Raw genomic sequence first — 22,218 nt, forward strand, 5'->3', positions numbered from 1 at the left:
ACCGGCGGCCGGCCGTGCTACATCTCGGGCCAATCCCGCCTAGATGCTTTCACAACACAAGGGTTTGACACATGGCCACGATCCGTCTGGACGCCCCGCTTTCATGGCCGGATGTCGCCGCGATTGCCACCGGCAAGGCAAGCCTTGAGCTTTCTGCCAACGCCTGGTCGCGGATCGAGGCGGCGCACGCCATAGTCCAGTCGATCGTCGATCGCAACATGCGCGGCTATGGCATCACCACCGGGGTCGGCGCGCTTTCGGATGTCGCGGTCACCCGCGAGCAACAGGCGGCCCTGTCGCGCAATATCCTGATGAGCCATGCCGTCGGCGTCGGCGCGCCGCTCTCCATCGTCGAGTCCCGCGCCATCATGGTGGCGGCGATCAACAATTTCGCCCATGGCTATTCCGGCCTGCGGCCGGTGATCATCCGGTATCTGCTGGCGCTGCTCGACGTCGGCTTTACGCCGGAAGTCCCCCGTCAGGGTTCGGTCGGTTATCTCAGCCATATCGCCCATGTCCATCTGGTGCTGATCGGCCATGGCTTTATCCGGATCGGCGGCGAACGGCTGCCGGCGCGCGACGCCCTGGCGCGCCTCGGTCTGGAGCCGCTGGCGCTGGAGGCCAAGGAGGGGCTTTGCCTGGTCAACGGCACGCCCTGCGTGAGCGGGCTTGCGAGCCTGGCCCTCATCCAGACCCGGCAGCTGCTCGACTGGGCCGATGCGATTGCCGCTATGACCTTCGAGACGCAGCGTTGCCAATTGCGGGCGATCGCGCCGGAAGCGATGGCGGTGCGCACCGCCCCCGGCCTTCTCCGGGTCGCCGAGCGCATGAACAGCTTGCTGCAGGGGTCTGATATCCTTGTCGAATCTGCCGGCCGGCGTGTGCAGGATGCCTTGAGCCTGCGCAGCATTCCTCATGTGCACGGCGCCGTTCACGACGGCGTCGAAAGTGTGTCATTGGTCGTCGATCGCGAGCTGTCCTCGGTGACCGACAATCCGATCGTCATGGGCACGCCGGAGGCCCCTGAGGTCTATTCGCAGGCCCATGCCGTCGGCGCATCGATGGGACTTGCCATGGATCAACTGGCCGTCGCCATGGCAGAACTCGGCGCCATGTCCGAGCGCCGCATCGACCGCATGGTCAATCCGCTGGTGAGCGGACTGCCGGCCTTTCTGGCCGAAGACAGCGGCGTCGCCTCGGGCTTCATGATCGCCCAATATACAGCGGTCTCGCTGGTCGGCGAAAACCGGCGGCTGGCGGCACCGGCGAGCCTCGACGGCGGCATCACCTCCGGCCTGCAGGAGGATATGCTTTGCCACGCCACGCCGGCCGCCCTAAAGGCCCTCGATATCCTCGCCAATCTGCGCCGCATCCTGGCCATCGAACTGCTGGCCGCCTGCCAGAGCTACGACATCGGCGGATTGAAAGATCAGGCAGCACCGCGCACGCGCGCCCTGTTCGATGCGCTGCGCCAGAGGATCGTGATCTATGCCGACGATCGGCCGCTCGGCGAGGATATCGAAGCCGCGGCCGATTTTCTCGGGGCGACGACGGTTGATGATATCATGGTGGCGGCGGGCTTCTGATCAGCCGGCGGACAGATCAAGCCGCCGGGCCTGGACCAGAGGCAGCCCCTTGCGACGCGCTGTCCAGCCGATGACCTGCAGCTCGCCAGCCGCGGCATCGAAACGCTGCGCCAGCGCCCAGGATTTGCAGTCGATCGCCGCGACATCGGCCGAGCCATCGGCCACCGCCAGAACCGAAGCGCGGTGGCTGCCGGTCTCGACCGTTTCGGAAAACAGCGAAAGCCCTTCTCCCAGGGCGCCCAGATCGGCCTGCAGCGCCAGGTAACCGGACAGCGATCGCGTTTCGTTGAACGCCAGCCGCCGACCACGCAGGTCGGCAAGGGGAAGCACCGCCGCGCCATCGGCCGGGGCCTGCACCGGCGACCCGCCATCGGCCTTTCGCGCAACGATCACGCTCGAATAGAACTCGCCCTGCCCGCCGGTGATGCCATCATAGCGGCTCTGGCCGATCACCGTGACATGCGGTTCGAGAAACAGCGTCATCGGCCCCCAGCAGGTTTCAGAGACCAACAGATCCGGATGCAGCCACAAGGTGCGCAGATCGAATTCACCGGCAGGCAGGCTGGCCGGATCGGCGGCGATCACGGCGCCGAAGGCATCGCGGATGCCACCCGGCACCGGCGGCAGATCGGCATTGCGCCTTGCAAGGCTTTGCGGCGCATCGATACCGCGCCTGCGAAAATCATCGCGCATGTCAGCCCAGCGCTGATCGGTCTCGCCGCGCAGTTCCGGCCAGTCATACATCGGCAGGGCGGCCACCAGCGTCATGGCGCGGTCTCGGTAGCCAGCATGGCAGGTTCGCCGAGATCGAAGGCCGGTTCGGCGCCCTGCGCGATCAGCACCCTATCGTCACGGCGCAGGACCGGATGCACGACCGGTTCCTTGGCGCGAAACGCATAGGCTTTGATGACATCGAGATAGGACGCAAAGACATAGTGGTCGTTGAGCGCCAGCCATTCGGCGCGGCGTTCCTTGTAGAGCGCCGGCAGGCGATACCAGGCGGCCGTTGGCAGCTTGTGATGCACCAGATGCAGGTTGTTGTAGAGAAACAGCGGTGCCAGGATCGATTTCTCCACGATGATGGTGCGGCCGTCGGCCCGCTCCGCCCATTGGTGCTCGCAGAACGACCGCACGGCAATCAGCGCCACGCCCAGATAGGCCGAGGTCACGGCATAAAGCCAGAGGGGAATGCCGAAGCCAAGTTCGATGACCAGACCGACCGGCAGAAGGCCTGCCGCATGCAGCAGCCAGGCGAAGATCACCTTGTCGTCGCGGCGGGCAATGCGTTTCCATTCGCTCACCGTGAAGCCGACCACCATCAGCGCCGGGCCGATCAGCACGCGACCGATCAGCGTATTGTTGAAGGCCAGCAGGCGCTTCAGCAGAGACGGCAGGCGCTGCCAGTCGCCCATCGCTCGGTAATAGCTTTCCGGATCGTCATAGGGATCCGTCAGGCGCTCGTCGGCATGGTGCTGCAGATGACTGTGCTTGTAGCTGCGATAGGGATAAAAAAGACCGATCGGCAGGAAGACCAGCGCCTCGTTGACCACGGCACTGCGGGTCGGGTGCCCATGCAGGACCTCATGCTGCAGCGACGAATGCAGCGCCACCGCCACGCCCATCAGCAAAAGGCCTACAAGCGGCACGGCGGCGTAGACGAAGAAACCGGCCCCCAGCCAGAGCAGATGGCAGGCGATCAGCAGGAAAAAGGTGGGCCATTCGATGGGGAAAAGACGGTGGCGCTTTCGACGCGAGGTCGCGCTCTTGCCGGAGGTCATTTCGGTCGTCATGCGAGGGGAAAGCTCCTGCCATGCTGATATCACTCGACCAGCTGCCCATTGCGACGCCGGGCCATCCACCTGGCCATCTCTGATTCGCATGCTGGTCTTGACGTGATGCTCTCACCTCCCCTGATCGCCAGCAACGCGACAGTGATGACCATGTGTTGATTTTGAGACGCATTCAAGCAATGTTGTGACTATAGTCAACATATGAGACTCCAATGGATAAGCGCCTGCTTGCGGATCTGTTTCGCGAACGCCTGATGCAGCTGCTGGACCGTAGCGGCGAGAACCAGTCGGCGTTTGCCCGGCAGATCGGCATCGACCGGTCGGCGCTGTCGCAATTGCTGGCCGACAAGGCGGCGCGGCTGCCGCGGGTCGAGACGCTGCTCAACATTGCCGAGCGGCATTCCGTGTCACTCGACTGGCTGATGGGCCTGTCGCAGGACCAGGGATTGATGGGCGAACTGCATCCGAGCGTCGAACTTGAGGAGCGGCCCGATGGCGAGGACAACACGACGCTCTTGATGAAATGGCATGCCGAGGCGGCCGGATCAAAAATCCGCTATGTGCCGGCCCGCATCCCCGACCTGCTGCGCACGCCGGATATCATCGCCTACGAGGCGACCGGCACCCACCAGAGCGTCGCCGGCCAGGCCAACGAGACCGTCTTTCGGCTCGATTACAACCGCCAGCCCGGCACCGACATGGAAGTCTGCATGCCGAAGCAGACGCTGGAAGCCTTTGCCAATGGCGAGGGGATGTGGGCGGGCTTGAGTGCCGCAACACGCGCCCAGCAGCTACGCTATATGGCAGCGCTGATCCGCGAGCTCTATCCGTCGTTCCGGCTGTTCCTGTTCGACGAGCGGGAGAAATTTTCCGTGCCCTACACGATCTTCGGATCGAAGCGGGCCGCGCTCTTCGTCGGCGGCATGTATCTGGTGCTCAACAATGCCGATGCCATCCTCAAGATGCAGCGGCATTTCGAGGGACTGATCCGCGCCACCCGAATCCACGCCCACGAGGCCGCCGATTTCGTCGACGGCCTGCCGGTTCCGTGAGACTTGGGGCTGCGCCGCAGGTCTTGCGACGCAGCTGTCGTGATTGCCGATCAAGGCGTGATCGCCACCTTCAGCACGCCGTCGCGCTGATGGGAGAACAGGTCATAGGCCTCCTCGATCTGGTCGAGCTTGAAGCGATGGGTGACCAGCGGCCCCAGATCGGCGCGGCCGGAACTGACCACATCCATCAGCCGGCGCATGCGCTCCTTGCCGCCTGGGCAAAGCGTGGTGACGATCTTCAGATCTCCGAGGCCCGCCGCAAAGGCGCCGAGCGGAATTCTGAGATCGCTGGAATAGACGCCGAGGCTCGACAGGGTGCCGCCGGGCCGCAGGACCTTGAGGGCGGATTCGAACGTGCCTTGCGTTCCCAGCGCCTCGATCGCCACATCGACACCGCGTCCGTCGGTCAGCGCCATGATCTGCTCGACCGGATCGCCGGCCTTGAAGTCGATCACATGATCGGCACCCAATTGCCGCGCCACGGCCAGACGGGCCGGCACCGTGTCGACGCCGATGATCGTGGTGGCGCCCATCAGCTTGGCACCGGCCACTGCGCAGAGGCCGATCGGCCCGAGCGCAAAGACCACGACCGTATCGCCGATCTTTACGCCGCCGCTCTCGGCGCCGGAAAAGCCGGTCGACATGATATCGGGGCACATCAGCACCTGCTCGTCGCTGAGCCCTTCCGGAATGGGGCTGAGATTGGCCATGGCATCCTTGACCAGCACGTAATCGGCCTGGCATCCATCGATCGTGTTGCCGAACTTCCAGCCGCCCATCGCCTTGAAACCGTGCTTGGTACCGACGCCATCCTGCGAGCCGCAGCCGCACAGGCAGGCATAGCTATGCCCGCTCGGCGTGATCGCGCCGGCGATGACCCGCTGGCCTTCGCGATAGCCCGAAACCGAAGACCCTAGCTTTTCGATGACGCCGACCGGCTCATGGCCGATCGTCAAACCCTTGGCGACCGGATATTCGCCTTTCAGGATATGAACATCGGTTCCACAGATCGTCGTGGTCGTCACCCGCATCAAAGCGTCGAGTGGACCGACATCCGGGATTGGCTTGTCATCGAGCACGATACGCCCGTTTTCAACAAAGATCGCGGCTCTCATTTTCGGCATGATCACATCTCCTCCTGACCGGGAACCCTCACGGAACCCTCTTTCGCCGCGTGGACGCTAGCGCATCTCTGCGACATCTGCGTTGACGGAGGTCAAAGCGTTAAGCGGGAGGCGGCGTCGTGATCGCGCCCAGCTTGGCAATCATCAAGAAAAGAAACAGAACTACTATTTAGTTATAGCTTATTTAGATATACTTTACTTGCAGAACAAGGTTGCGACCGACGCACACAAACAGCCACGCGATTCAACCTTCTCGCGCAAAAACCAGTGCTCCTGGCCGCCAATTAGATCTCTCTTTATTTGAATTTAACACATTACAGCCAGCTTTATTGGCAATTCACCTATCGTTGCTGGAGCAGACAGATGAAAACACTCAAGATATCCCTCAGACTTTACATGCTGGTCGGATTGGCATTGGTGATTTTTTCCGCGACACTTGTCTATACGCTCAATCATTTTCAGGGCGCCATGGTCGCCGAGCGCAAGGCGAAATTGAGCGCCATGGACCAGAGCATGATCACTCTGTTCAAATTCTATTATGGGCTGGAAACTTCCGGCGCGCTGACCCGCGACGAGGCCCAGACCCGCGCCAAGGATGCGGTGCGGGCGCTGCGTTATGAGGACAGCGGCTATTTCTGGATCAACGACATGAAGAGCGGCATCATCATGCATCCGATCAAGCCGGCACTTGATGGCACGGACCAGTCCGGCATGAAGGACCCGACCGGCAAGTTCATCTTCCAGGAATTTGTGAAGGCCGTTCAGGCCAGCCCGACCCGGGAAGGTTTCGTCGATTATCTCTGGCCGAAGCCGGGCTTTGAAGAGCCGGTTCTCAAATATTCCCATGTCGCCGGCTTCGAACCCTGGGGCTGGGTGGTCGGGACCGGCGTCTACGCCGACGACCTGGCCGCCCTGTTCCGCCGCAATGCCATGGAAACCGCCGCCATCGTGCTGGTCGGCACATTGCTGATCGTCGCTGCCGCCTTTGCCATCGTGCGCAGCGTCGTCGGGCCAATCCATCGCCTCAAGGCCGTCATGCGGGCCATTTCGCAAGAGAATGTCACTGACGAGGTCCCTGAGACGGACCGCAAGGACGAGATCGGCGAGATGGCCGGCGTCGTCTCGATCCTGCGCGATTCCGTGCGCGAGCGCATCGACTTGCGCAAACGCGAGAGCGACCAGCAGCAGCGGCTCGAAGAGGAACGCCGCAGCACCGAGCATCGCCAGCGCACCATCAGCCAGACCCAGGCCGATGCGATGCAGACGGTCGGCATGGCCCTGGAGCGTCTTGCCAATGGCGATCTGACAGCCTCGATCGGCGAGATTTCGCCGGAATACGGCAAGCTGCGCGATGACTTCAACCGCGCCGTCGAAGCCCTCAACGATGTCATCAATGCCATCAGCCATTCCACCGACATCGTGCATGGCAGCGCTGGCGGGATTGCCGAGGCCGCCAACAATCTCTCCCAGCGCACCGAACAGCAGGCAGCCTCGCTCGAAGAGACCGCCGCCGCCCTTGACGAGATCACCGCAACGGTCCGCAGCGCGTCTGAACGGGCGGCCGAAGCAAGCCGCATGGTCAGCGAAACCAAGCAGAGCGCCGGCAAGTCGGGCGCCATCGTGCGCGACGCGGTCTCGGCCATGAGCCGCATCGAGGACGCCTCCAACCGCATCGGCCAGATCATCGGCGTGATTGACGAGATTGCCTTCCAGACCAACCTGCTGGCGCTGAACGCCGGCGTCGAGGCGGCGCGGGCCGGAGAAGCCGGTCGCGGCTTTGCGGTCGTGGCGCAGGAAGTCCGAGAACTGGCCCAGCGTTCGGCCAAGGCCGCCAAAGAGATCAAGGGGCTGATCGGCAATTCCACCGCCGAGGTCGAAACCGGCGTGTCACTGGTCCGCTCGACCGGAGAGGCCCTGACCGAGATCGAGACCCTGGTAAACCGCGTCAATGATCAGGTGGTCTCCATCGCAACCTCCTCGAAGGAACAGGCCGTCGGCCTTGCCGAAGTCAATACGGCCGTCAACCAGATGGACCAGATGACCCAGCGGAACGCTGCCATGGTCGAGGAGACCAATGCGGCGAGCCAGACCCTGACGGAGGAAAGCAACCAGCTGAAGGCACTGCTCCAGAATTTCCGCCTGTCGCCATCGACGCAGCGACAGATCGGACGGCGCGCCGCCTGAGACGCGACCGCCATCCTCGACAAGGCGACCGCGCGGGCCTCCCCGCCGGCCGCCTTGTGCGACTTCAAGCGCCAGGTTTTCGTCGTCCCTATTGTCATTTGCCAATTCTGGCCAAGGGGCCGCATCGACGCGGCGCGCCGCTCGCTGTATGCAATGCCCGTAGACGTAATTTTCAAATCTGCCGGACGCGGCAGGTGATTTTTCGAACGGGAGTGATTGCGGCATGAGCAGGGTGCGTATTCTGGATGGCGGCATGAGCCGGGAACTGATCCGGCTTGGGGCAGAGTTAAGACAGCCGGAATGGTCGGCTCTGGCGCTGCTCGAAACGCCACAGATCGTCTACCAGGTCCATGCCGATTTCATCGAGGCCGGGGCAAACGTCATCACCACCAACAGCTATGCGCTCGTGCCCTTCCACATCGGCGAAGAGCGCTTCCAGACACAGGGCCCGGCGCTGGCCGCCTTGTCCGGCAGGCTCGCCCGCCAGGCGGCCGACGCCTATCCCGACCGCCAGGTTCTCGTGGCCGGCTCGCTGCCACCGATCTTCGGCTCCTACGAACCGCAGCGCTTCGATCCCTCCCGCGTCCAGGTCTACCTGAGCGTTCTGGTGACGGAGCTTTTACCCTATATCGATGTCTGGCTTGGCGAAACGCTCAGCCTGATTGCCGAAGGCGAGGCCGTACGCACGGCCGTCGAGCCAACTGGCAAACCGTTCTGGATCTCCTTCACCCTGGCCGATGACAATGCGGCGCTGGCCTCCGACACGCCGCGCCTGCGCTCCGGCGAGACCGTCGCCGATGCGGCCCGCTGGGCCGCGGGATCCGGCGCTGCCGCCCTTCTGTTCAACTGCAGCCGACCCGAGGTCATGGCCAACGCCGTAAAGACCGCCGCTGCGGTGCTGAGCGACCTCGGCTCATCCCTGGAGATCGGCGTCTATGCCAATGCCTTCGAGACCGACAGCGACGATGGCGGCGCCAACGAGACGCTGCACGGCACCCGCGACGACCTGACAGCCGACCGCTACTCGTCCTTCGCCTGCGACTGGGTGGAAAACGGCGCCACGCTGGTCGGCGGCTGCTGCGGCATCGGCGCCCGGCATATCCACCGGCTGGCCGAACAGCTCCGGGCATCGCCTCAGGCTTGAACTGCCGCAGCTTGGGGCCGACCGATCAGGGCCGGCCGTCGAGCAGGTTCAGGCCATTGTCGTCACCCCAGACCTCGGCGATCGATACCGGCACGCCGGTTCTGCTGCTTTGCAGGGCCGCGATACCACACAGAACCGACATGGCGCCGGCCCGCGCGCCGGCCCGCTGCCGCAGCTCGTCGTTGAGCCCCGGCTTCAGCAGCATATTGCGCAACCGGTCGTCGCCGCCGTAATGGCCTCCGGAGGAATGCGGCACCCAGATGCGCTCGACATCGCCGAAATTCTTCATCAGCACGATTTCGTCGGCCGGCGGCTCGGTCCAGGGCTGCTTTTCATATTGCCGCAATTCGATCCGCCCCTTGTGGCCGTTGAAGGCGATGTGGTGGCCTTCGATCGGCATATAGGTGTTCAGCGAATAGGACACGTCGACGCCGTTCTTGTAGTGGATCGCCGTCACCATCGTGTCGGGAATGTCGATCTCCTCGCGAAACACGCAGGCGTCGCGCACATAACCATCGACCTCCGACGGCGCCTCATAGAGGCTTTCGAGCAGCGGCTCCTTACTGATGTCGAAGAAATAGTCGCATTGGTGCTTGTGCGGACAGGTGCGACACCGTGTGCCGCGGAACGGTCCCTTGCGGCCGTAATGCTTGAGGTCGGCAAAGGCCGAGACGGTCTGCGGATCCGAATCGAGATACCAGTTGAGCAGGTCGAAGTGATGGGTCGCCTTGTGCACGAACAGGCTGCCGGAATTTTCCGCGAAGGCGTGCCAGCGGCGGAAATAGTCGGCGCCATGGCTGGTGTTCAGATACCAGTGGAAATCGACCGAGGTCACATCGCCGATCACGCCGGAATTGAGCAGTTCCTTGATTTTGGCGGCCGTCGGCGCGAAGCGATAGTTGAACGACACGTCGAGGCGCTTGCCGGTGCGTTTCTCGGCATCGAGGATTCGCTTGATCTTCTCTGCCGTCGTCGTCATCGGCTTTTCGCTGATGACATTGGCACCGGCCTCCATGGCCTTGACGATCAGGTCGTCATGGGTGTTGTCGCGGGTACAGACGATGACGAGATCCGGGCGCTCGACCCGCAGCAACTCGTCGAAATCCGTATAGATCGGCACCGACACACCCATATGGGCGCTGGAACGCTCGGCCCGCAGGGCATTCAGATCGCAGACCGCGATCAGTTCGACATGCTCACCCCAGCGCTCGACCAGATCGCGGCCCCACATCGTCGAGCCGCGATGGCCCGTGCCGACCAGCGCAAAGCGTGTTTTCGTCTTCATCCTCGTCCTCCTCCCGATCGATCCGCTCAACACACCGTTGCGAAGCGCTCGATCACCGTATCCAGAACCACCGAGCCCGGCTTCTTCCACCAGTTCTCGGCCGAAAAGATTTCCACTTCCTGCGGCCCATGAAAGCCGGCCGCCTCGATCATGCGGCGGAAGGCCGGCAGGTCGATGATGCCATCCCCCATCATGCCGCGATCAAGCAGCAGGTCGCGCGTCGGCACCAGCCAGTCGCAGATATGATGGGCAAAGATCCGGTTGTCGCGGCCGGCACGGGCGATCTGCTCGGCGAGATCGGGATCCCACCAGACATGATAGGCGTCGATCGCCACTCCGACCTCAGGCCCCAGCACGTCCGCCAGATCCAGCGCCTGCTTCAGCGTGTTCACGCAGGAGCGGTCGGCGGCATACATCGGATGCAGCGGCTCGATGGCAAGTGGCACTTTGGAGGAGCGCGCATAGGGCAGGATCGCCTCGAAACCGTCCCGCACCATCTGCCTTGCGCCGTCAATGTCGCGCGAGCCCTGCGGCAGACCGCCGACCACGAAGACCAGGCAATCGGCGCCAAGCGCTGCCGCCTCGTCGATGGCGCGGCGGTTGTCGTCGATGGCGGCCTTTCGACCTTCCGCTGTCTCGGCGGGAAACATGCCGCCGCGGCACAGGCCGGTGACGCGCAAGCCGTTGGAATGCACGATGCGCGCGGCTTCTTCGAGGCCGATCGCCTGCACCTGGTCGCGCCATGGCGAAATGGCGGTGATGCCGCGCTCAAGGCAGCCGTCGACCGCTTCGGCAAAGCCCCAGCTGCCGCGTGTCGTGGCTAGATTGATCGAGAGATTTTCGAGTGCCATTCTGTCCTCCCTGACGGCATGGTTTCCATCGAGTCCCAATCGGGCATAACAGACGATCCGAGCCCGACTGCGTCGATCACCGAGCCGATGGCGATCCGTCCGTTTTCTATTCTCAGGCGGGCGCGGCCGTCGACGGATGAATAAAGATCGGCATGGGCTTGGATGAAGCCGGCCTGTTCGCCCGACGGCGCTCCCGCCATGCCGTCAACATAGTGGTGGCCGTTGCGCTCGACATGGTGCATGCCGATCAGCGCCGCGAGCGCCAGATCCTGCTGGACGCCCAGCCCGCCCTGCGTCGTCAGATCCTCGGCCGACATGAAATAGGCGCGACCGTCTTCGGCCTGCCATTTTGCCATTCGGGCGCGATTGAGCAGCGAGCGATAAAAGCCCTTGCAGGATTTCGAGGAGATACCGGTATAGCCGAGCCGACGCGCCGTGGCGAAAGCCTCGATATCGGCATCGGACTCGTCGATCTCGATCGGCTTGAAACGGCCAAGCGAGGTCACCGGTCTGTCAAAGGCATGGGCGCGGGCAATCGGCTGCTCGATGAACAGGATGGCGCTGGCAAAGCGATTTAGATGTGGCTCTTCACTGATGCGGGCCAGCAGAGCCTCGACCGCTTCGGCGGAGGCGAATTGTTCGTTGCCGTCCAGCGTCAGGGCATAGTCGGGAACGCGGGCATCGAGCAGCGCTGCGATCCGGCACAGCCGATCGAGATCGGCATCGATATCGCCGGATACCTTGATCTTGAAATAGGTGTGGCCATAGGTGTCGATCGCCTCTTCCAGGCTTTCCGGCAGCCCGTCATTCAGCCGGTCAGCCGACGCGATCTCGCTGCCTACAATAGCGTCAACGAGCCCGACCGTGTGCCGCGCCGCAATGCTGCGCGCGGGTTTCAGCGTTTGCAGGAAGGCCGGCAGGTCGAAACCGTCGAGATCGGGCGTTGTCGACAGGTCGAGGCCGGCAAGACTGCTCTGCACGGCCTTGATGACTGTCACGCCCTGCAGGCGGCAAAGCCCATCGAGAATGGCGCGGTCAAGCAGCGCCAGACCGAACGAGGCGATCAGGCCATTCAGGCCCTCCGCCGCAGCGCGGGCGTGGTGCTCTGCTTCGACGCTTGCGTGCAGCCGGAAGGCAGAACCGGAACCGGCCGACGTCAGCGCATCCGCCGCCAGCCTAAGCGCGCGGCGCAACTGGTCGTCATTGTCGAGGTTGGACAGATCAGGCGACTTGTCGAACCATTTCGGCACCATCAACTCGGCCGCCATGCCGATCGCCGAGCGGCCGCTGGCGTCTTCGATGCGCACCCGCACGAAGGCCTGTCTGGCCTCGCGCAGGGTCGCCGCGCCGAAGCGGAACGGCAGGCGAAGGCGGACCTGCCGTTCGAAGAGATCCGTCTCGACCAGTCGGATTACCGGGGCATTGTCCATCGGTCAGGCTATCCCTTGTGCTGCCAGCAGCCGGCGCATGCGGGCGGCCGCGTCGTCGGGATCGGCCAGCACGCCGGCTCTGTCGGCAAGCCGGAACAGGTCGGCCAGATGCACCAGCGAGCGGGCGCTTTCCTGCCCGCCGATCATGCGGAAATGATCCTGCAGACCGTTGAGATAGGCCATGAAAACCACGCCGGTCTTGTAGAAGCGGGTCGGCGCCTTGAAGATATGGCGCGACAGCGGCACGGTCGGCTCCAGAAGTTTGAAGAACGTCTCGGTCTGGCCGCTACCCAACGCCGCCAGGGCCGCCGAGGCCGCCGGGGCGATCGCGTCGAAAATGCCGAGCAGCGCATCGGAATGACCATCGGCATCGCCGGCGATCAGTTCGGCATAGTTGAAATCGTCGCCGGTATACATGCGCACGCCGTTCGGTAGCCGGGCGCGCATGGCGATCTCCTTTTCCTTCGACAGCAGCGACACCTTGATGCCGTCCACCTTATCTGGATGGGCTTCGATCGCCTTGAGGCAGGTGTCCATCGCCGCCCAATGGTCGTTTGAGCCCCAATAGCCCTCCAGCGCCGGATCGAACATTTCGCCAAGCCAGTGGATGATCACCGGCTGGCGCACCTGGCCGAGAATGCGGTCATAGACCTTGAGATAGTCGTCCGGCCCAGCAGCACAGGCGGCAAGCGCCCGCGAGGCCATCAGGATGATGCGTCCGCCAAGCCCCTCGACAAAGCCGATTTGTTCCTCATAGGCCGCGATCACGGCATCGAGCGTCAGGCCGGGTGCCGGAGCCAGATGGTCGGTGCCGGCACCGCAGGCGATCAGCGCCTCCGGCCGGCTTTTTGCATCCGTCAGCGCCCGGCGGATCAGCTCCTGCGCCTCGGGCCAGGCAAGCCCCATGCCGCGTTGCGCGGTGTCCATGGCTTCGGCCACGCCAAGACCCAGATCCCAGAGGCGGTGGCGGAAGGCCAAGGTCCGGTCCCAGTCGATGGCCGGCGTCAGCCAGGGATCGTTGTCGGCATACGGATCGGCGACGACATGGGCGGCGGCAAAGGCGACGCGCGGAAAGTCGGCCGCCGAGCGCCGGGCCAGCGGGATCGGCGTGCCGGTCGTCTCATAGGTCTCGATGCGGCGGTCGCCGGTTGGAAGTAGCAGCTTGGCCATGGTCAGAGATCCAGCGGTTCGACGTCGAGCCAGCGCCGCTCGGCCCAGCTTTTGAGGCCAAGGGCCGCCAGCTGCACGCCCTTGGCGCCTTCGTCGAGCGTATGCTCCCAAGGTCCGTCCTCGACCACATGGCGCAGGAACATTTCCCACTGCACCTTGAAGCCATTGTCATAGACCTGATTGTCCGGCACCTCGTCCCAGGTCTTGTAGAAATCCATGGTCTGCGGCTGGTCGGGGTTCCAGACCGGCTTCGGCGTATTGACCCGATGCTGGGTCCAGCAGCGCGTCAGCCCGGCCACCGCCGAACCATGGGTGCCGTCGACCTGGAAGGTGACCAGATCGTCGCGGCGCACGCGGACCGCCCAGGACGAGTTGATATGGGCGATCGCCCCGCCCTCAAGCTCGAAGGTCGCATAGGCCGCGTCGTCGGCATCGGCCTTGTAGCGCTTGCCGGCTTCGTCGACGCGTTCCGGGATATGGGTGGCGCCGAGGCAGCTGACCGACTTGACGGCGCCGAACAGGTTGTCCAGCACGTAGCGCCAATGGCAGAGCATATCGAGGATGATGCCGCCGCCGTCGGCGGAGCGGTAGTTCCAGGACGGGCGCTGCGCCGTCTGCCAGTCGCCTTCGAACACCCAATAGCCGAACTCGCCGCGCACCGAGAGGATCTTTCCGAAAAAGCCGCTGTCGCGCAGCATGGCGATCTTGCGCAGGCCGGGCAGGAACAGCTTGTCCTGCACCACGCCGTTCTTGAGGCCCGAAGCCTTGGCCTTGCGGGCGAGAGCCACAGCCACGTCGAGATCGTCCGAGATCGGCTTCTCGCAATAGACGTGCTTGCCGGCATCGAGCGCCCGGCTGATCAGATCGGCGCGCATCAGTGTCGTGCCGGCATCGAAGAACACCGTGTCGTCCGGATTGGCCAGTGCCGCGTCGATATCCGTCGACCAGCGATCGATGCCATGGGTCTTGGCCAGCTCCTCGAGCTTGGCGCCGTTGCGCCCGACGATGATCGGGTCCGGCATCAGCCTTTCGCCACTCGACAGCACAATACCGCCCTGCTTGCGGATGGCGACGATCGAGCGGATGAGATGCTGGTTCAGCCCCATGCGCCCCGTCACGCCATGCATGATGATCCCGATATGTTTCATGATTTTCCTCCCGAATCTCATTCTGTCCGGCTGCCTCCACGGCCTCTCGGCCCGGTCCGGACAGTGCAATAGTTGTAACTATCTGGTTACAAGATCGCGCAGGAAAAATGGTTTTGTCAATCACCCCGGATGATATTTTGGGCACCGCGAGCGATATTTTTGGATCCGCTCAGAGTTTGATCGATGCCAGCGTGACGGAAACGATATGCTCGCCCCAGGCCTTGATCGCCGCCGGCGCCGTCAGTTCACGGCCAAAAATCGTCGACAGCGTATGGCGGTTCTGCAGGTAGAAAAAACCGAGGGCGGCAATCGTCATATAGACCGAAACGGGATCGATCGCCGGCCGGAACAGGCCGGCTTTCTCGCCGCGCCGCAGCACGTCGGACAGTTCGTCGATGAAATGCGAATGCAATTCGGCAATCCGGCTCGACCGCTTCAGATATTGCGCCTGCATCAGGTTTTCGGTGGCGAGCAGGCTGAGGAATTCGGGATGCTTGAGGAAATAGGTCCAGGTGAACAGCGCCAGGTCGCGAAGGCCCTCCTCCGGCTCGCGATGGGTGAGGTCGAGGCTCTTTTCGGCGCTGCGGATCGACACATAGGTCGCCTCCAAAACGGCGAGATAGAGCGCCTCCTTGTCGCCGAAATAGTGGTAAAGCATGCGCTTGTTGGTTTTGGCCCGAGCCGCAATCGCGTCTATCCGGGCGCCGCCGAACCCGTGTTCGGTGAACTCCGCCGTGGCCGCTTCGAGAATTTGGGCATGGGTGCGCTTGGGATTGCGCGAGGCGCGCTTCGGCGCTTGCGTCTCCGGCTGATCGCGCGGCGTGCCCTCGGCTCCGAGGTCCTTGCCCGGTCTGCTCTCTCCATCTTCACGTTTCATGCCCGCCTCCACGTCCCGCGACGTTGCCATTGAAAATAAATCACTTTTCGGAGCGTTTCGGAAGCTCTTCGAAAAGGTCGACGATTGACGCTTGACAGTCGTCGGATTTCTCGCCAACTTGTAACCAATTAGTTATTTGCTGCAAAGTAAATTCGGAAGTTCATCTGGAAAACTGGGGAGGAGACCAGGATGACGTTGACGATCGACAGGCGCAGTGTGCTTTCGGGCATGGCCGCCACACTGGCATTTGGTGCATTGGGAGTGAGAGGTGCGATGGCGGCAACGTCCATGCGCTTCCTGTGGTGGGGTTCGAAAGACCGCACAGAGAGAACGTTCGCGGCGATCAAGGCCTATTCCGGCAAGGCCGCGGACGTGACCATCGAAGGGGAATCCTTCGGCTGGGACAATTACTGGACGCGTCTTGCGACCCAGACCGCCGGCGGCAATTCGCCGGATCTGATCCAGATGGACTACCGCTATATTTTTGAGTATGCGCGCCGCGGCTCGCTGCTCGATTTCACGCCCTATATGGGCAAGGGTCTCGATATCGAGGCCTTCGGTGAAGCCAATATCAATTCCGGCAAGGTCGACGGCAAGCTCTATGGCGTCAATCTCGGCGTCAATTCCGGCATCACCATCCTCAACAAAGATGGCTGGGCGGAATCAGGGGTCGAAGAGCCCAGGGACGACATGACCTGGGAGCAGTTCGCCGACAGCTGCGCCAAGCTGACGGCTGTCAAGAAGCGCCGCAGCTTCTACGGCACGCAGGATGCCAGCGGCCTGGAGCCGGCGCTGGAATGCTGGCTGCGCCAGCGGGGCAAGGCCCTCTACGAGGCCGATGGCGCTCTTGCCTTCACCGCTGCCGACCTGACCGACTGGTTCAAGTTCTGGGGCGAACTGCGCGACAGCGGCGCCTGCGTCCCGGCCGATATCCAGGCCCTCGATCAGCTGACGATCGAAACCAGCATGGTATCGCTCGGCAAGGCGGCGGCCTCCTTCGCCCATTCCAACCAGTTCATCGGCTATCAGGCGATCAGCAAGGAAAATCTCGGCATCGTCAGCTATCCTATCAACGGCACCGACGGCAAGCCGGGCCAATTCCTCAAACCCTCGATGCTGATCTCGGTCTCTGCCGCCTCGCCCAACAAGGACGCAGCGGTGGCCTTCGTCAACTATCTCGTCGGCGATGAGGATGCGGCCAAGGCGCTCGGTGTCGAGCGTGGCGTGCCGGCCTCCTCCAAGATCCGCGATTTCATGGCGCCGACCCTCAATGAGGACGCCAAGACCGTTGTGGATTACATCGCCCGCCTGACGCCGAAGGTCGGTGCCCTGCCGCCGCCGCCGCCGAACGGCGCTGGTGAAAACCAGTTCCTGTTGAAGAAGATCGCCGAAGAGGTGGCCTTCAAAAAGACGACGGCTGAAGACGCCGGTGCCAAGTTCGCGGAACAGGCAGCCGCAAACATCAAGCGAGGCTAAGCCGTGACCCATGTCCGAAACGAGGGAGCTGGCGCGACAAGCGCCAGCCAACGAGCCCTTGCGTCCGAAAAAACCGCCTATGCGCCGCCGAGTGCGCTGGCCCGCAATGCACCGGGCTATCTCTTTCTGCTGCCCTGGTTCATCGGCTTCTTCGGCCTGACGCTCGGCCCGGCCATCGTTTCGCTCTATCTGTCCTTTACCAACTACAATCTCTTGGAAGCGCCCGATTTCGTGGGCATCGCCAACTATGTGCGTATCGCCACCGATGACGAGAAGTTCATGTCGTCGATGCGCGTCACGCTGTTTTATGTGCTGTGCTCGGTACCGCTCAAGCTGACCTTCGCCCTGATGGTGGCGCTGCTGCTCAACCGCGGCCTGCGCGGCCTGCCGGTCTATCGCGCCATCTTCTACCTGCCCTCCCTGCTTGGCTCCAGCGTCGCCATCGCCGTGTTGTGGCGTCAGCTGTTCGATGGCGACGGCGTGGTCAATGTGCTGCTGTGGAACCTGTTCGGCATCGAGGGGCCGAGCTGGATCTCCAATCCGGACTATTCGCTTTATACACTGGTGGTGCTGGCCATCTGGCAGTTCGGTTCGCCGATGATCATCTTCCTGGCCGGCCTGCGCCAGATCCCGGTTGACATGTATGAGGCGGCCAGTCTCGACGGCGCCTCCAAGGTGCGGATGTTCTTCAAGATCACCCTGCCGCTGCTGACGCCGGTCATTTTCTTCAACGGCGTCGTGCAGACCATCGATGCCTTCAAGGCCTTCACGCCGGCCTATGTGATCTCGTCGGGGACCGGCGGGCCGATCGACTCGACGCTGTTCTATACGCTCTACCTCTACCAGGAAGCGTTCGGTTATTTCCGCATGGGTTATGCGGCGGCGCTTGCCTGGATCCTGGTGATCATCATCGCGCTGTTCACCGCCTTCTCGTTCCTGTCTTCACGCTACTGGGTTCACTACGATGACTGACATGGCTACACCGCTCACCAACGACATCAACCCGCCGCTCGAGCGCTCGCGCCTTGCCTCGCTTGGCATCCACGCCATCCTGTTCGTCGCCTCCATCGTCATGCTCTATCCGCTGTTGTGGATGCTGTCGGGCTCGATGAAGGACCAGAGCGAGATCTTTGGCCAGGCGACGCTGATCCCGCAGAATTTCGACCTCAGCGCCTATGCGCGCGGCTGGTTCGATGGACAGGTGACCTTCGGCACCTATTTCTGGAATTCGCTGGTCATTGCCGTGCTCTCGGTGATCGGCAATGTCATGTCATGCTCGCTGGCGGCCTATGCTTTTGCACGGCTGAAATTCTGGGGCCGCGATTTCTGGTTCGCGCTGATGCTCGGCACGCTGATGCTGCCCTATCACGTCACCCTGATCCCGCAATATATCCTCTTTCTTGAACTTGGCTGGGTGAAGACCATCCTGCCGCTGGTCGTGCCGAAATTTCTGGCGGTCGATGCCTTCTTCATTTTCCTGATGGTGCAATTCTTTCGCGGCATCCCGCGCGAACTCGACGAGGCGGCGATGATGGACGGCTGCAGCCCCTGGCGGATCTACTGGCGGATCATGCTGCCGCTGTCGACGCCGGTGCTGGCGACCGCCGCGATCTTCTCGTTCATCTGGACCTGGGACGATTTCTTCGGGCCGCTGATCTATCTGAGCGACATGAACACCTACACGGTGCAGCTTGGCCTCCGGTCTTTCGTGGACTCCACCGGCAATTCGGACTGGAGCGGGCTGTTTGCCATGTCGAGCCTGTCGCTCATCCCGGTCTTCCTGATCTTCCTGTTTTTCCAGCGCCTGCTGATCGATGGTATCGCGACGGCCGGCCTCAAACGTTGAACTTTGTTAGTCAGAAGGAATCATTGCATGAGCGCCTTGCGCTTCGCCGTCATCGGCATCAATCACGACCATATCTATGGCCAGGTCAACGTCATGCTCAGGGCCGGCGCCGAACTGGTGGCCTTCCATGCCATCGAGGACGATCTGGCCAAGGTCTTCACTGAGCACTATCCGCAGGCGGTCCGCGTCGACGACAGCCGGCGCATCCTGGAGGATGGCTCGATCGCGCTGGTCCTCAGTTCGGCGATCTGCGCCGAACGGGCCGGCATCGCAGTGGCCGCCATGCGCCACGGCAAGGATGTGATGCTGGACAAACCTGGAATGACGACCTTCGAACAGCTCGCCGAAGTGCGCAAGGTGCAGGCCGAGACCGGCCGCATCGTCTCGATCCTTTATTCCGAGCATTTCGAAACCGCCTCGACCGTCAAGGCCGGCGAACTGGTCAAGGCCGGCGCGATCGGCGAGGTCATCCACACCACCGGGCTCGGGCCGCACCGGCTGCGCAAGCCCACCCGGCCCGACTGGTTCTTCGAGCGCAACCGCTATGGCGGTATCCTCTGCGATATCGCCTCCCATCAATGCGAGCAGTTCCTGTTCTTCACCGGTTCGCTGGAGGCCGAAGTGCTGTCGGCAACCGTCGCCAACCGCGCCAATCCGCAGACGCCGGGTCTGCAGGACTATGGTGACATCCACCTGCGCACCCCGAAGGCGACCGGCTATATTCGCGTCGACTGGTTCACGCCCGAAGGCCTGCCGACCTGGGGTGATGGCCGGCTGTTCATCGTCGGCACCGAAGGCACGATCGAGCTGCGCAAATATCTCGACGTGGCCGGTCGCCCCGGCACCGATCATCTGTTCCTGAGCGACAAGAAGGGCGTCCAGCACATCGACTGCTCCGGTTTCGAACTGCCCTATGGCCGGCAATTTGCCGCCGATATCCGTGATCGCACCGAGACCGCCATGGGGCAGGAACACTGCTTCAAGGCGATGGAACTGGCATTGAAGGCCCAGCAGGTCGCCGAAGCGACGCCGGCCGCAAAGATGGAAGGCTGACGCCATGAGCAATCCCATGAAAGTCGCCATCATCGGCCTCGGCATCGGCCGTTCGCATATCATCGAGGGCTATCTGCCCAATGCCGACCGTTACGAACTGGCCGTGCTTTGTGATCTCAACGAAGACCGATTGAACGCTGTCGGCGATGAGTTCGGCGTCACCCGCCGCGTCACCAGCTTCGACGAGGTGCTGGCGATGCCGGATATCGATATCGTCGATATCTGCACCCCGCCGGGATCCCATTTCGAGCTGGTCCAGCAGGCGCTGGCTTCCGGCAAGCATGTGGTCTGCGAAAAGCCGCTGGTCGGCTCGCTGGCCGATATCGACGTGCTGATGGAGGTCGAGAAGTCGGCCCGCGGCCGGCTGATGCCGATCTTCCAGTATCGCTATGGCGACGGCGTGCAGAAGGCCAAGCGCATCATCGACGCAGGCCTGGCTGGCAAGGCCTATGTGGCAACGGTCGAGACCCATTGGGTGCGGACACCCGAATACTATGCCGTGCCCTGGCGCGGCAAATGGGCAACCGAACTTGGCGGCGTGCTGATGACCCATGCCATCCATCTGCATGATATGCTGACATTCCTGATGGGGCCGATCGGCGGGCTGTTCGGCCGGGTTGCCACCCGCGTCAACGATATCGAGGTCGAAGACTGCGTCAGCGCCAGCCTCATCATGGAGAACGGCGCGCTGGCGACGATCAGCGCGACGCTCGGCTGCCCGGAAGAGATCAGCCGGCTGCGCCTGTGCTTCGAAAATGTCACCTTCGAAAGCAATAACGCGCCCTACAATCCCGGCAGCGATCCCTGGAAGATCCATGCCAACAACCCGGACACCGCCGAGAAGATCGATGCGCTACTTCAAGACTGGACGCCGGTGCCGATCCGCTTTGCCGGGCAGATGCGCGATTTCCACGATGCGCTGATCACCGGCACGCCGCTGCCGGTGACGACAGCCGATGCCCGCCAGGCCCTGGAACTGGTGACGGCCTTTTACCAGTCCTCCGAGACGCGGCAGGAGGTGCGCTTTCCGGTCGGTCGGGAAAGCCCTAAATACAAGAGCTGGAGGCCGGCGTGAATATGCGTGCAGCAGTACCGCCACGGGAGGAGACAGTCATGGCAACCAGCGTTTCGCTACAAAAGGTCGTCAAGCGCTACGGCGCGCTCGAAGTGGTGCATGGCGTCGATCTGGAGATCAAGCCGGGCGAATTCGTGGTGTTCGTCGGCCCGTCGGGCTGCGGCAAGTCGACACTGCTCAGAATGATCGCCGGTCTCGAGCCGATATCGGGCGGCAACCTGCTGCTGGACGGCGAACGGATGAACGATGTGCCCTCGTCCAAGCGCGGCATCGCCATGGTGTTCCAGTCCTATGCGCTCTATCCGCATATGTCGGTCTACAAGAACTTGGCCTTCGGACTTGAGACGGCCGGCATGAAGAAACACGAGATCGAGCCGCGGGTGCAGCGCGCCGCCGATATCCTGCGCATCGGGCCGCTGCTGCAGCGCAAGCCCAAGGCATTGTCCGGCGGCCAGCGCCAGCGTGTCGCGATCGGCCGGGCGATCGTGCGCGAGCCGAATATCTTCCTGTTCGACGAACCGCTCTCCAACCTCGATGCCGAACTGCGCGTGCAGATGCGCGTCGAGATCGCCAAGCTGCACCAGAGCCTCGGCAATACGATGATCTATGTCACCCATGACCAGATCGAAGCCATGACCATGGCCGACACCATCGTCGTTTTGAATTCGGGCCGCATCGAGCAGGTCGGTGCGCCGCTGGAGCTCTATAACAATCCGAAGAACAAGTTCGTCGCCGGCTTCATCGGCTCGCCGCGCATGAACTTCATCGAAAGCCATTTTGTCAGCACCGGCGCGGAAACCGCCATCGAGATCAACGGCCGCAACGTGCCGCTGCAGCGCCAGGTGACGACGGCGAAACCCGGCGACAAGGTGACGTTCGGCGCCCGGCCGGAACACCTGACCGTGCAGCCGCGCGGCGTGGCTTTGGGCGAGGCCCATGTCGACCTGGTGGAACATCTCGGCGGCCAGACGATCCTCTATGTCTCGATGCAGGATGGTCAGGCGCTGGCCCTCGTTCTGGAGGACCAGCAGCCGGTCAAGGCTGGCGACAAGGTCGGGATCCATATCGATCCGGAACGCTGCCACCTGTTCGGCGCCGACGGCAATGTTCTCTAAAAGACCACCACT

19 protein-coding genes are annotated in these 22,218 nt (G+C 62.8%); 10 read left to right on the forward strand and 9 right to left on the reverse strand.

What is annotated here, in order from left to right; translation table 11 throughout:
* Positions 1-71 precede the first annotated feature (71 nt).
* Positions 72-1,586 (forward strand): HAL/PAL/TAL family ammonia-lyase, encoded by a 1,515-nt coding sequence (locus tag HGO38_RS11770; protein ID WP_250956079.1) that lies wholly within the window; start codon positions 72-74, stop codon positions 1,584-1,586.
* Here HGO38_RS11770 and HGO38_RS11775 read toward each other — a convergent pair whose 3' ends face one another.
* Positions 1,587-2,354, reverse strand: a complete 768-nt coding sequence (locus HGO38_RS11775; RefSeq protein ID WP_250956080.1) for a phosphate/phosphite/phosphonate ABC transporter substrate-binding protein — start codon at positions 2,352-2,354, stop codon at positions 1,587-1,589. It abuts the gene before it with no gap.
* Positions 2,351-3,376: a fatty acid desaturase gene (locus HGO38_RS11780; protein WP_250956081.1), complete on the reverse strand. Its 1,026-nt coding sequence runs from the start codon at positions 3,374-3,376 to the stop codon at positions 2,351-2,353. Before HGO38_RS11780 ends, HGO38_RS11775 begins: the two co-directional genes overlap by 4 nt.
* 212 nt (positions 3,377-3,588) lie before the next feature.
* On the opposite strand from HGO38_RS11780, the gene HGO38_RS11785 reads away from it, so the two are divergent.
* Positions 3,589-4,428, forward strand: a complete 840-nt coding sequence (locus HGO38_RS11785; protein WP_250956082.1) for a helix-turn-helix domain-containing protein — start codon at positions 3,589-3,591, stop codon at positions 4,426-4,428.
* Between the two features lie 50 nt (positions 4,429-4,478).
* On the opposite strand, the gene HGO38_RS11790 is transcribed toward HGO38_RS11785, so the two are convergent.
* Positions 4,479-5,552, reverse strand: a complete 1,074-nt coding sequence (locus tag HGO38_RS11790; protein ID WP_250956083.1) for an NAD(P)-dependent alcohol dehydrogenase — start codon at positions 5,550-5,552, stop codon at positions 4,479-4,481.
* A 363-nt stretch (positions 5,553-5,915) separates the two neighbouring features.
* Here HGO38_RS11790 and HGO38_RS11795 point away from each other — a divergent pair, with 363 nt between their 5' ends.
* Positions 5,916-7,736, forward strand: coding sequence for a methyl-accepting chemotaxis protein (locus tag HGO38_RS11795; RefSeq protein ID WP_250956084.1), 1,821 nt, complete (start codon positions 5,916-5,918; stop codon positions 7,734-7,736).
* Positions 7,737-7,959: 223 nt separating this feature from the next.
* The gene (locus tag HGO38_RS11800) at positions 7,960-8,880 is read left to right on the forward strand and encodes a homocysteine S-methyltransferase family protein (RefSeq protein ID WP_250956085.1); all 921 of its coding nucleotides are present in this window, start codon (positions 7,960-7,962) and stop codon (positions 8,878-8,880) included.
* 25 nt (positions 8,881-8,905) lie between these two features.
* Here HGO38_RS11800 and HGO38_RS11805 read toward each other — a convergent pair whose 3' ends face one another.
* The 6 genes from HGO38_RS11805 to HGO38_RS11830 all read right to left on the reverse strand — a co-directional run bounded on the left by HGO38_RS11805 (position 8,906) and on the right by HGO38_RS11830 (position 15,641).
* A complete protein-coding gene (locus tag HGO38_RS11805) occupies positions 8,906-10,165 on the reverse strand; it encodes a Gfo/Idh/MocA family oxidoreductase (protein WP_250956086.1) in 1,260 nt (419 codons plus the stop codon).
* A 26-nt stretch (positions 10,166-10,191) separates the two neighbouring features.
* Positions 10,192-11,016 carry a sugar phosphate isomerase/epimerase family protein gene (locus HGO38_RS11810; protein WP_250956087.1) on the reverse strand — a complete coding sequence of 275 codons (825 nt, stop codon included), beginning with the start codon at positions 11,014-11,016 and terminating at the stop codon, positions 10,192-10,194.
* Positions 10,986-12,446: an enolase-like domain-containing protein gene (locus tag HGO38_RS11815; protein ID WP_250956088.1), complete on the reverse strand. Its 1,461-nt coding sequence runs from the start codon at positions 12,444-12,446 to the stop codon at positions 10,986-10,988. Before HGO38_RS11815 ends, HGO38_RS11810 begins: the two co-directional genes overlap by 31 nt.
* A 3-nt stretch (positions 12,447-12,449) precedes the next feature.
* Positions 12,450-13,616, reverse strand: a complete 1,167-nt coding sequence (locus HGO38_RS11820) for a dihydrodipicolinate synthase family protein (RefSeq protein WP_250956089.1) — start codon at positions 13,614-13,616, stop codon at positions 12,450-12,452.
* Between the two features lie 2 nt (positions 13,617-13,618).
* Entirely contained in the window at positions 13,619-14,764 is a 1,146-nt protein-coding gene (locus tag HGO38_RS11825) for a Gfo/Idh/MocA family protein (protein WP_250956090.1), read from the reverse strand.
* 169 nt (positions 14,765-14,933) lie between these two features.
* A complete protein-coding gene (locus tag HGO38_RS11830) occupies positions 14,934-15,641 on the reverse strand; it encodes a TetR/AcrR family transcriptional regulator (protein ID WP_250956091.1) in 708 nt (235 codons plus the stop codon).
* A 189-nt stretch (positions 15,642-15,830) separates the two neighbouring features.
* On the opposite strand from HGO38_RS11830, the gene HGO38_RS11835 reads away from it, so the two are divergent.
* From HGO38_RS11835 to HGO38_RS11860, 6 genes are all read left to right on the forward strand, one after another.
* Positions 15,831-17,117, forward strand: coding sequence for an ABC transporter substrate-binding protein (locus tag HGO38_RS11835; RefSeq protein WP_250956092.1), 1,287 nt, complete (start codon positions 15,831-15,833; stop codon positions 17,115-17,117).
* Between the two features lie 96 nt (positions 17,118-17,213).
* On the forward strand, positions 17,214-18,089 hold the full coding sequence (locus tag HGO38_RS11840; protein ID WP_250956288.1) for a carbohydrate ABC transporter permease: 876 nt from the start codon (positions 17,214-17,216) through the stop codon (positions 18,087-18,089).
* Positions 18,082-18,963, forward strand: a complete 882-nt coding sequence (locus HGO38_RS11845) for a carbohydrate ABC transporter permease (protein WP_250956093.1) — start codon at positions 18,082-18,084, stop codon at positions 18,961-18,963. The genes HGO38_RS11840 and HGO38_RS11845 overlap by 8 nt, the downstream gene beginning before the upstream one ends.
* Positions 18,964-18,990: 27 nt before the next feature.
* Positions 18,991-20,016 carry a Gfo/Idh/MocA family protein gene (locus HGO38_RS11850; RefSeq protein WP_250956094.1) on the forward strand — a complete coding sequence of 342 codons (1,026 nt, stop codon included), beginning with the start codon at positions 18,991-18,993 and terminating at the stop codon, positions 20,014-20,016.
* 4 nt (positions 20,017-20,020) lie between these two features.
* Positions 20,021-21,091, forward strand: coding sequence for a Gfo/Idh/MocA family protein (locus tag HGO38_RS11855; protein ID WP_250956095.1), 1,071 nt, complete (start codon positions 20,021-20,023; stop codon positions 21,089-21,091).
* Between the two features lie 38 nt (positions 21,092-21,129).
* Positions 21,130-22,206, forward strand: coding sequence for an ABC transporter ATP-binding protein (locus HGO38_RS11860; RefSeq protein WP_250956096.1), 1,077 nt, complete (start codon positions 21,130-21,132; stop codon positions 22,204-22,206).
* The last annotated feature ends 12 nt before the right edge of the window (positions 22,207-22,218 follow it).

Origin of the sequence: Rhizobium sp. CG5, from assembly GCF_023701945.1 — a bacterium.
Taxonomy (GTDB): Bacteria; Pseudomonadota; Alphaproteobacteria; order Rhizobiales; family Rhizobiaceae; genus Allorhizobium.

What these genes read in the sequence shown, in the direction of transcription:
- HGO38_RS11795 (WP_250956084.1), top strand. Translation starts at nt 5,916, where the DNA reads ATGAAAACACTCAAGATATCCCTCAGACTTTACATGCTGGTCGGATTG.
- HGO38_RS11845 (WP_250956093.1), top strand. Translation starts at nt 18,082, where the DNA reads ATGACTGACATGGCTACACCGCTCACCAACGACATCAACCCGCCGCTC.
- HGO38_RS11805 (WP_250956086.1), bottom strand. Translation starts at nt 10,165, where the DNA reads ATGAAGACGAAAACACGCTTTGCGCTGGTCGGCACGGGCCATCGCGGC.
- HGO38_RS11835 (WP_250956092.1), top strand. Translation starts at nt 15,831, where the DNA reads ATGACGTTGACGATCGACAGGCGCAGTGTGCTTTCGGGCATGGCCGCC.
- HGO38_RS11800 (WP_250956085.1), top strand. Translation starts at nt 7,960, where the DNA reads ATGAGCAGGGTGCGTATTCTGGATGGCGGCATGAGCCGGGAACTGATC.
- HGO38_RS11815 (WP_250956088.1), bottom strand. Translation starts at nt 12,446, where the DNA reads ATGGACAATGCCCCGGTAATCCGACTGGTCGAGACGGATCTCTTCGAA.
- HGO38_RS11785 (WP_250956082.1), top strand. Translation starts at nt 3,589, where the DNA reads ATGGATAAGCGCCTGCTTGCGGATCTGTTTCGCGAACGCCTGATGCAG.
- HGO38_RS11780 (WP_250956081.1), bottom strand. Translation starts at nt 3,376, where the DNA reads ATGACGACCGAAATGACCTCCGGCAAGAGCGCGACCTCGCGTCGAAAG.
- HGO38_RS11810 (WP_250956087.1), bottom strand. Translation starts at nt 11,016, where the DNA reads ATGGCACTCGAAAATCTCTCGATCAATCTAGCCACGACACGCGGCAGC.
- HGO38_RS11830 (WP_250956091.1), bottom strand. Translation starts at nt 15,641, where the DNA reads ATGAAACGTGAAGATGGAGAGAGCAGACCGGGCAAGGACCTCGGAGCC.
- HGO38_RS11820 (WP_250956089.1), bottom strand. Translation starts at nt 13,616, where the DNA reads ATGGCCAAGCTGCTACTTCCAACCGGCGACCGCCGCATCGAGACCTAT.
- HGO38_RS11790 (WP_250956083.1), bottom strand. Translation starts at nt 5,552, where the DNA reads ATGCCGAAAATGAGAGCCGCGATCTTTGTTGAAAACGGGCGTATCGTG.
- HGO38_RS11825 (WP_250956090.1), bottom strand. Translation starts at nt 14,764, where the DNA reads ATGAAACATATCGGGATCATCATGCATGGCGTGACGGGGCGCATGGGG.
- HGO38_RS11855 (WP_250956095.1), top strand. Translation starts at nt 20,021, where the DNA reads ATGAGCAATCCCATGAAAGTCGCCATCATCGGCCTCGGCATCGGCCGT.
- HGO38_RS11770 (WP_250956079.1), top strand. Translation starts at nt 72, where the DNA reads ATGGCCACGATCCGTCTGGACGCCCCGCTTTCATGGCCGGATGTCGCC.
- HGO38_RS11775 (WP_250956080.1), bottom strand. Translation starts at nt 2,354, where the DNA reads ATGACGCTGGTGGCCGCCCTGCCGATGTATGACTGGCCGGAACTGCGC.
- HGO38_RS11850 (WP_250956094.1), top strand. Translation starts at nt 18,991, where the DNA reads ATGAGCGCCTTGCGCTTCGCCGTCATCGGCATCAATCACGACCATATC.
- HGO38_RS11860 (WP_250956096.1), top strand. Translation starts at nt 21,130, where the DNA reads ATGGCAACCAGCGTTTCGCTACAAAAGGTCGTCAAGCGCTACGGCGCG.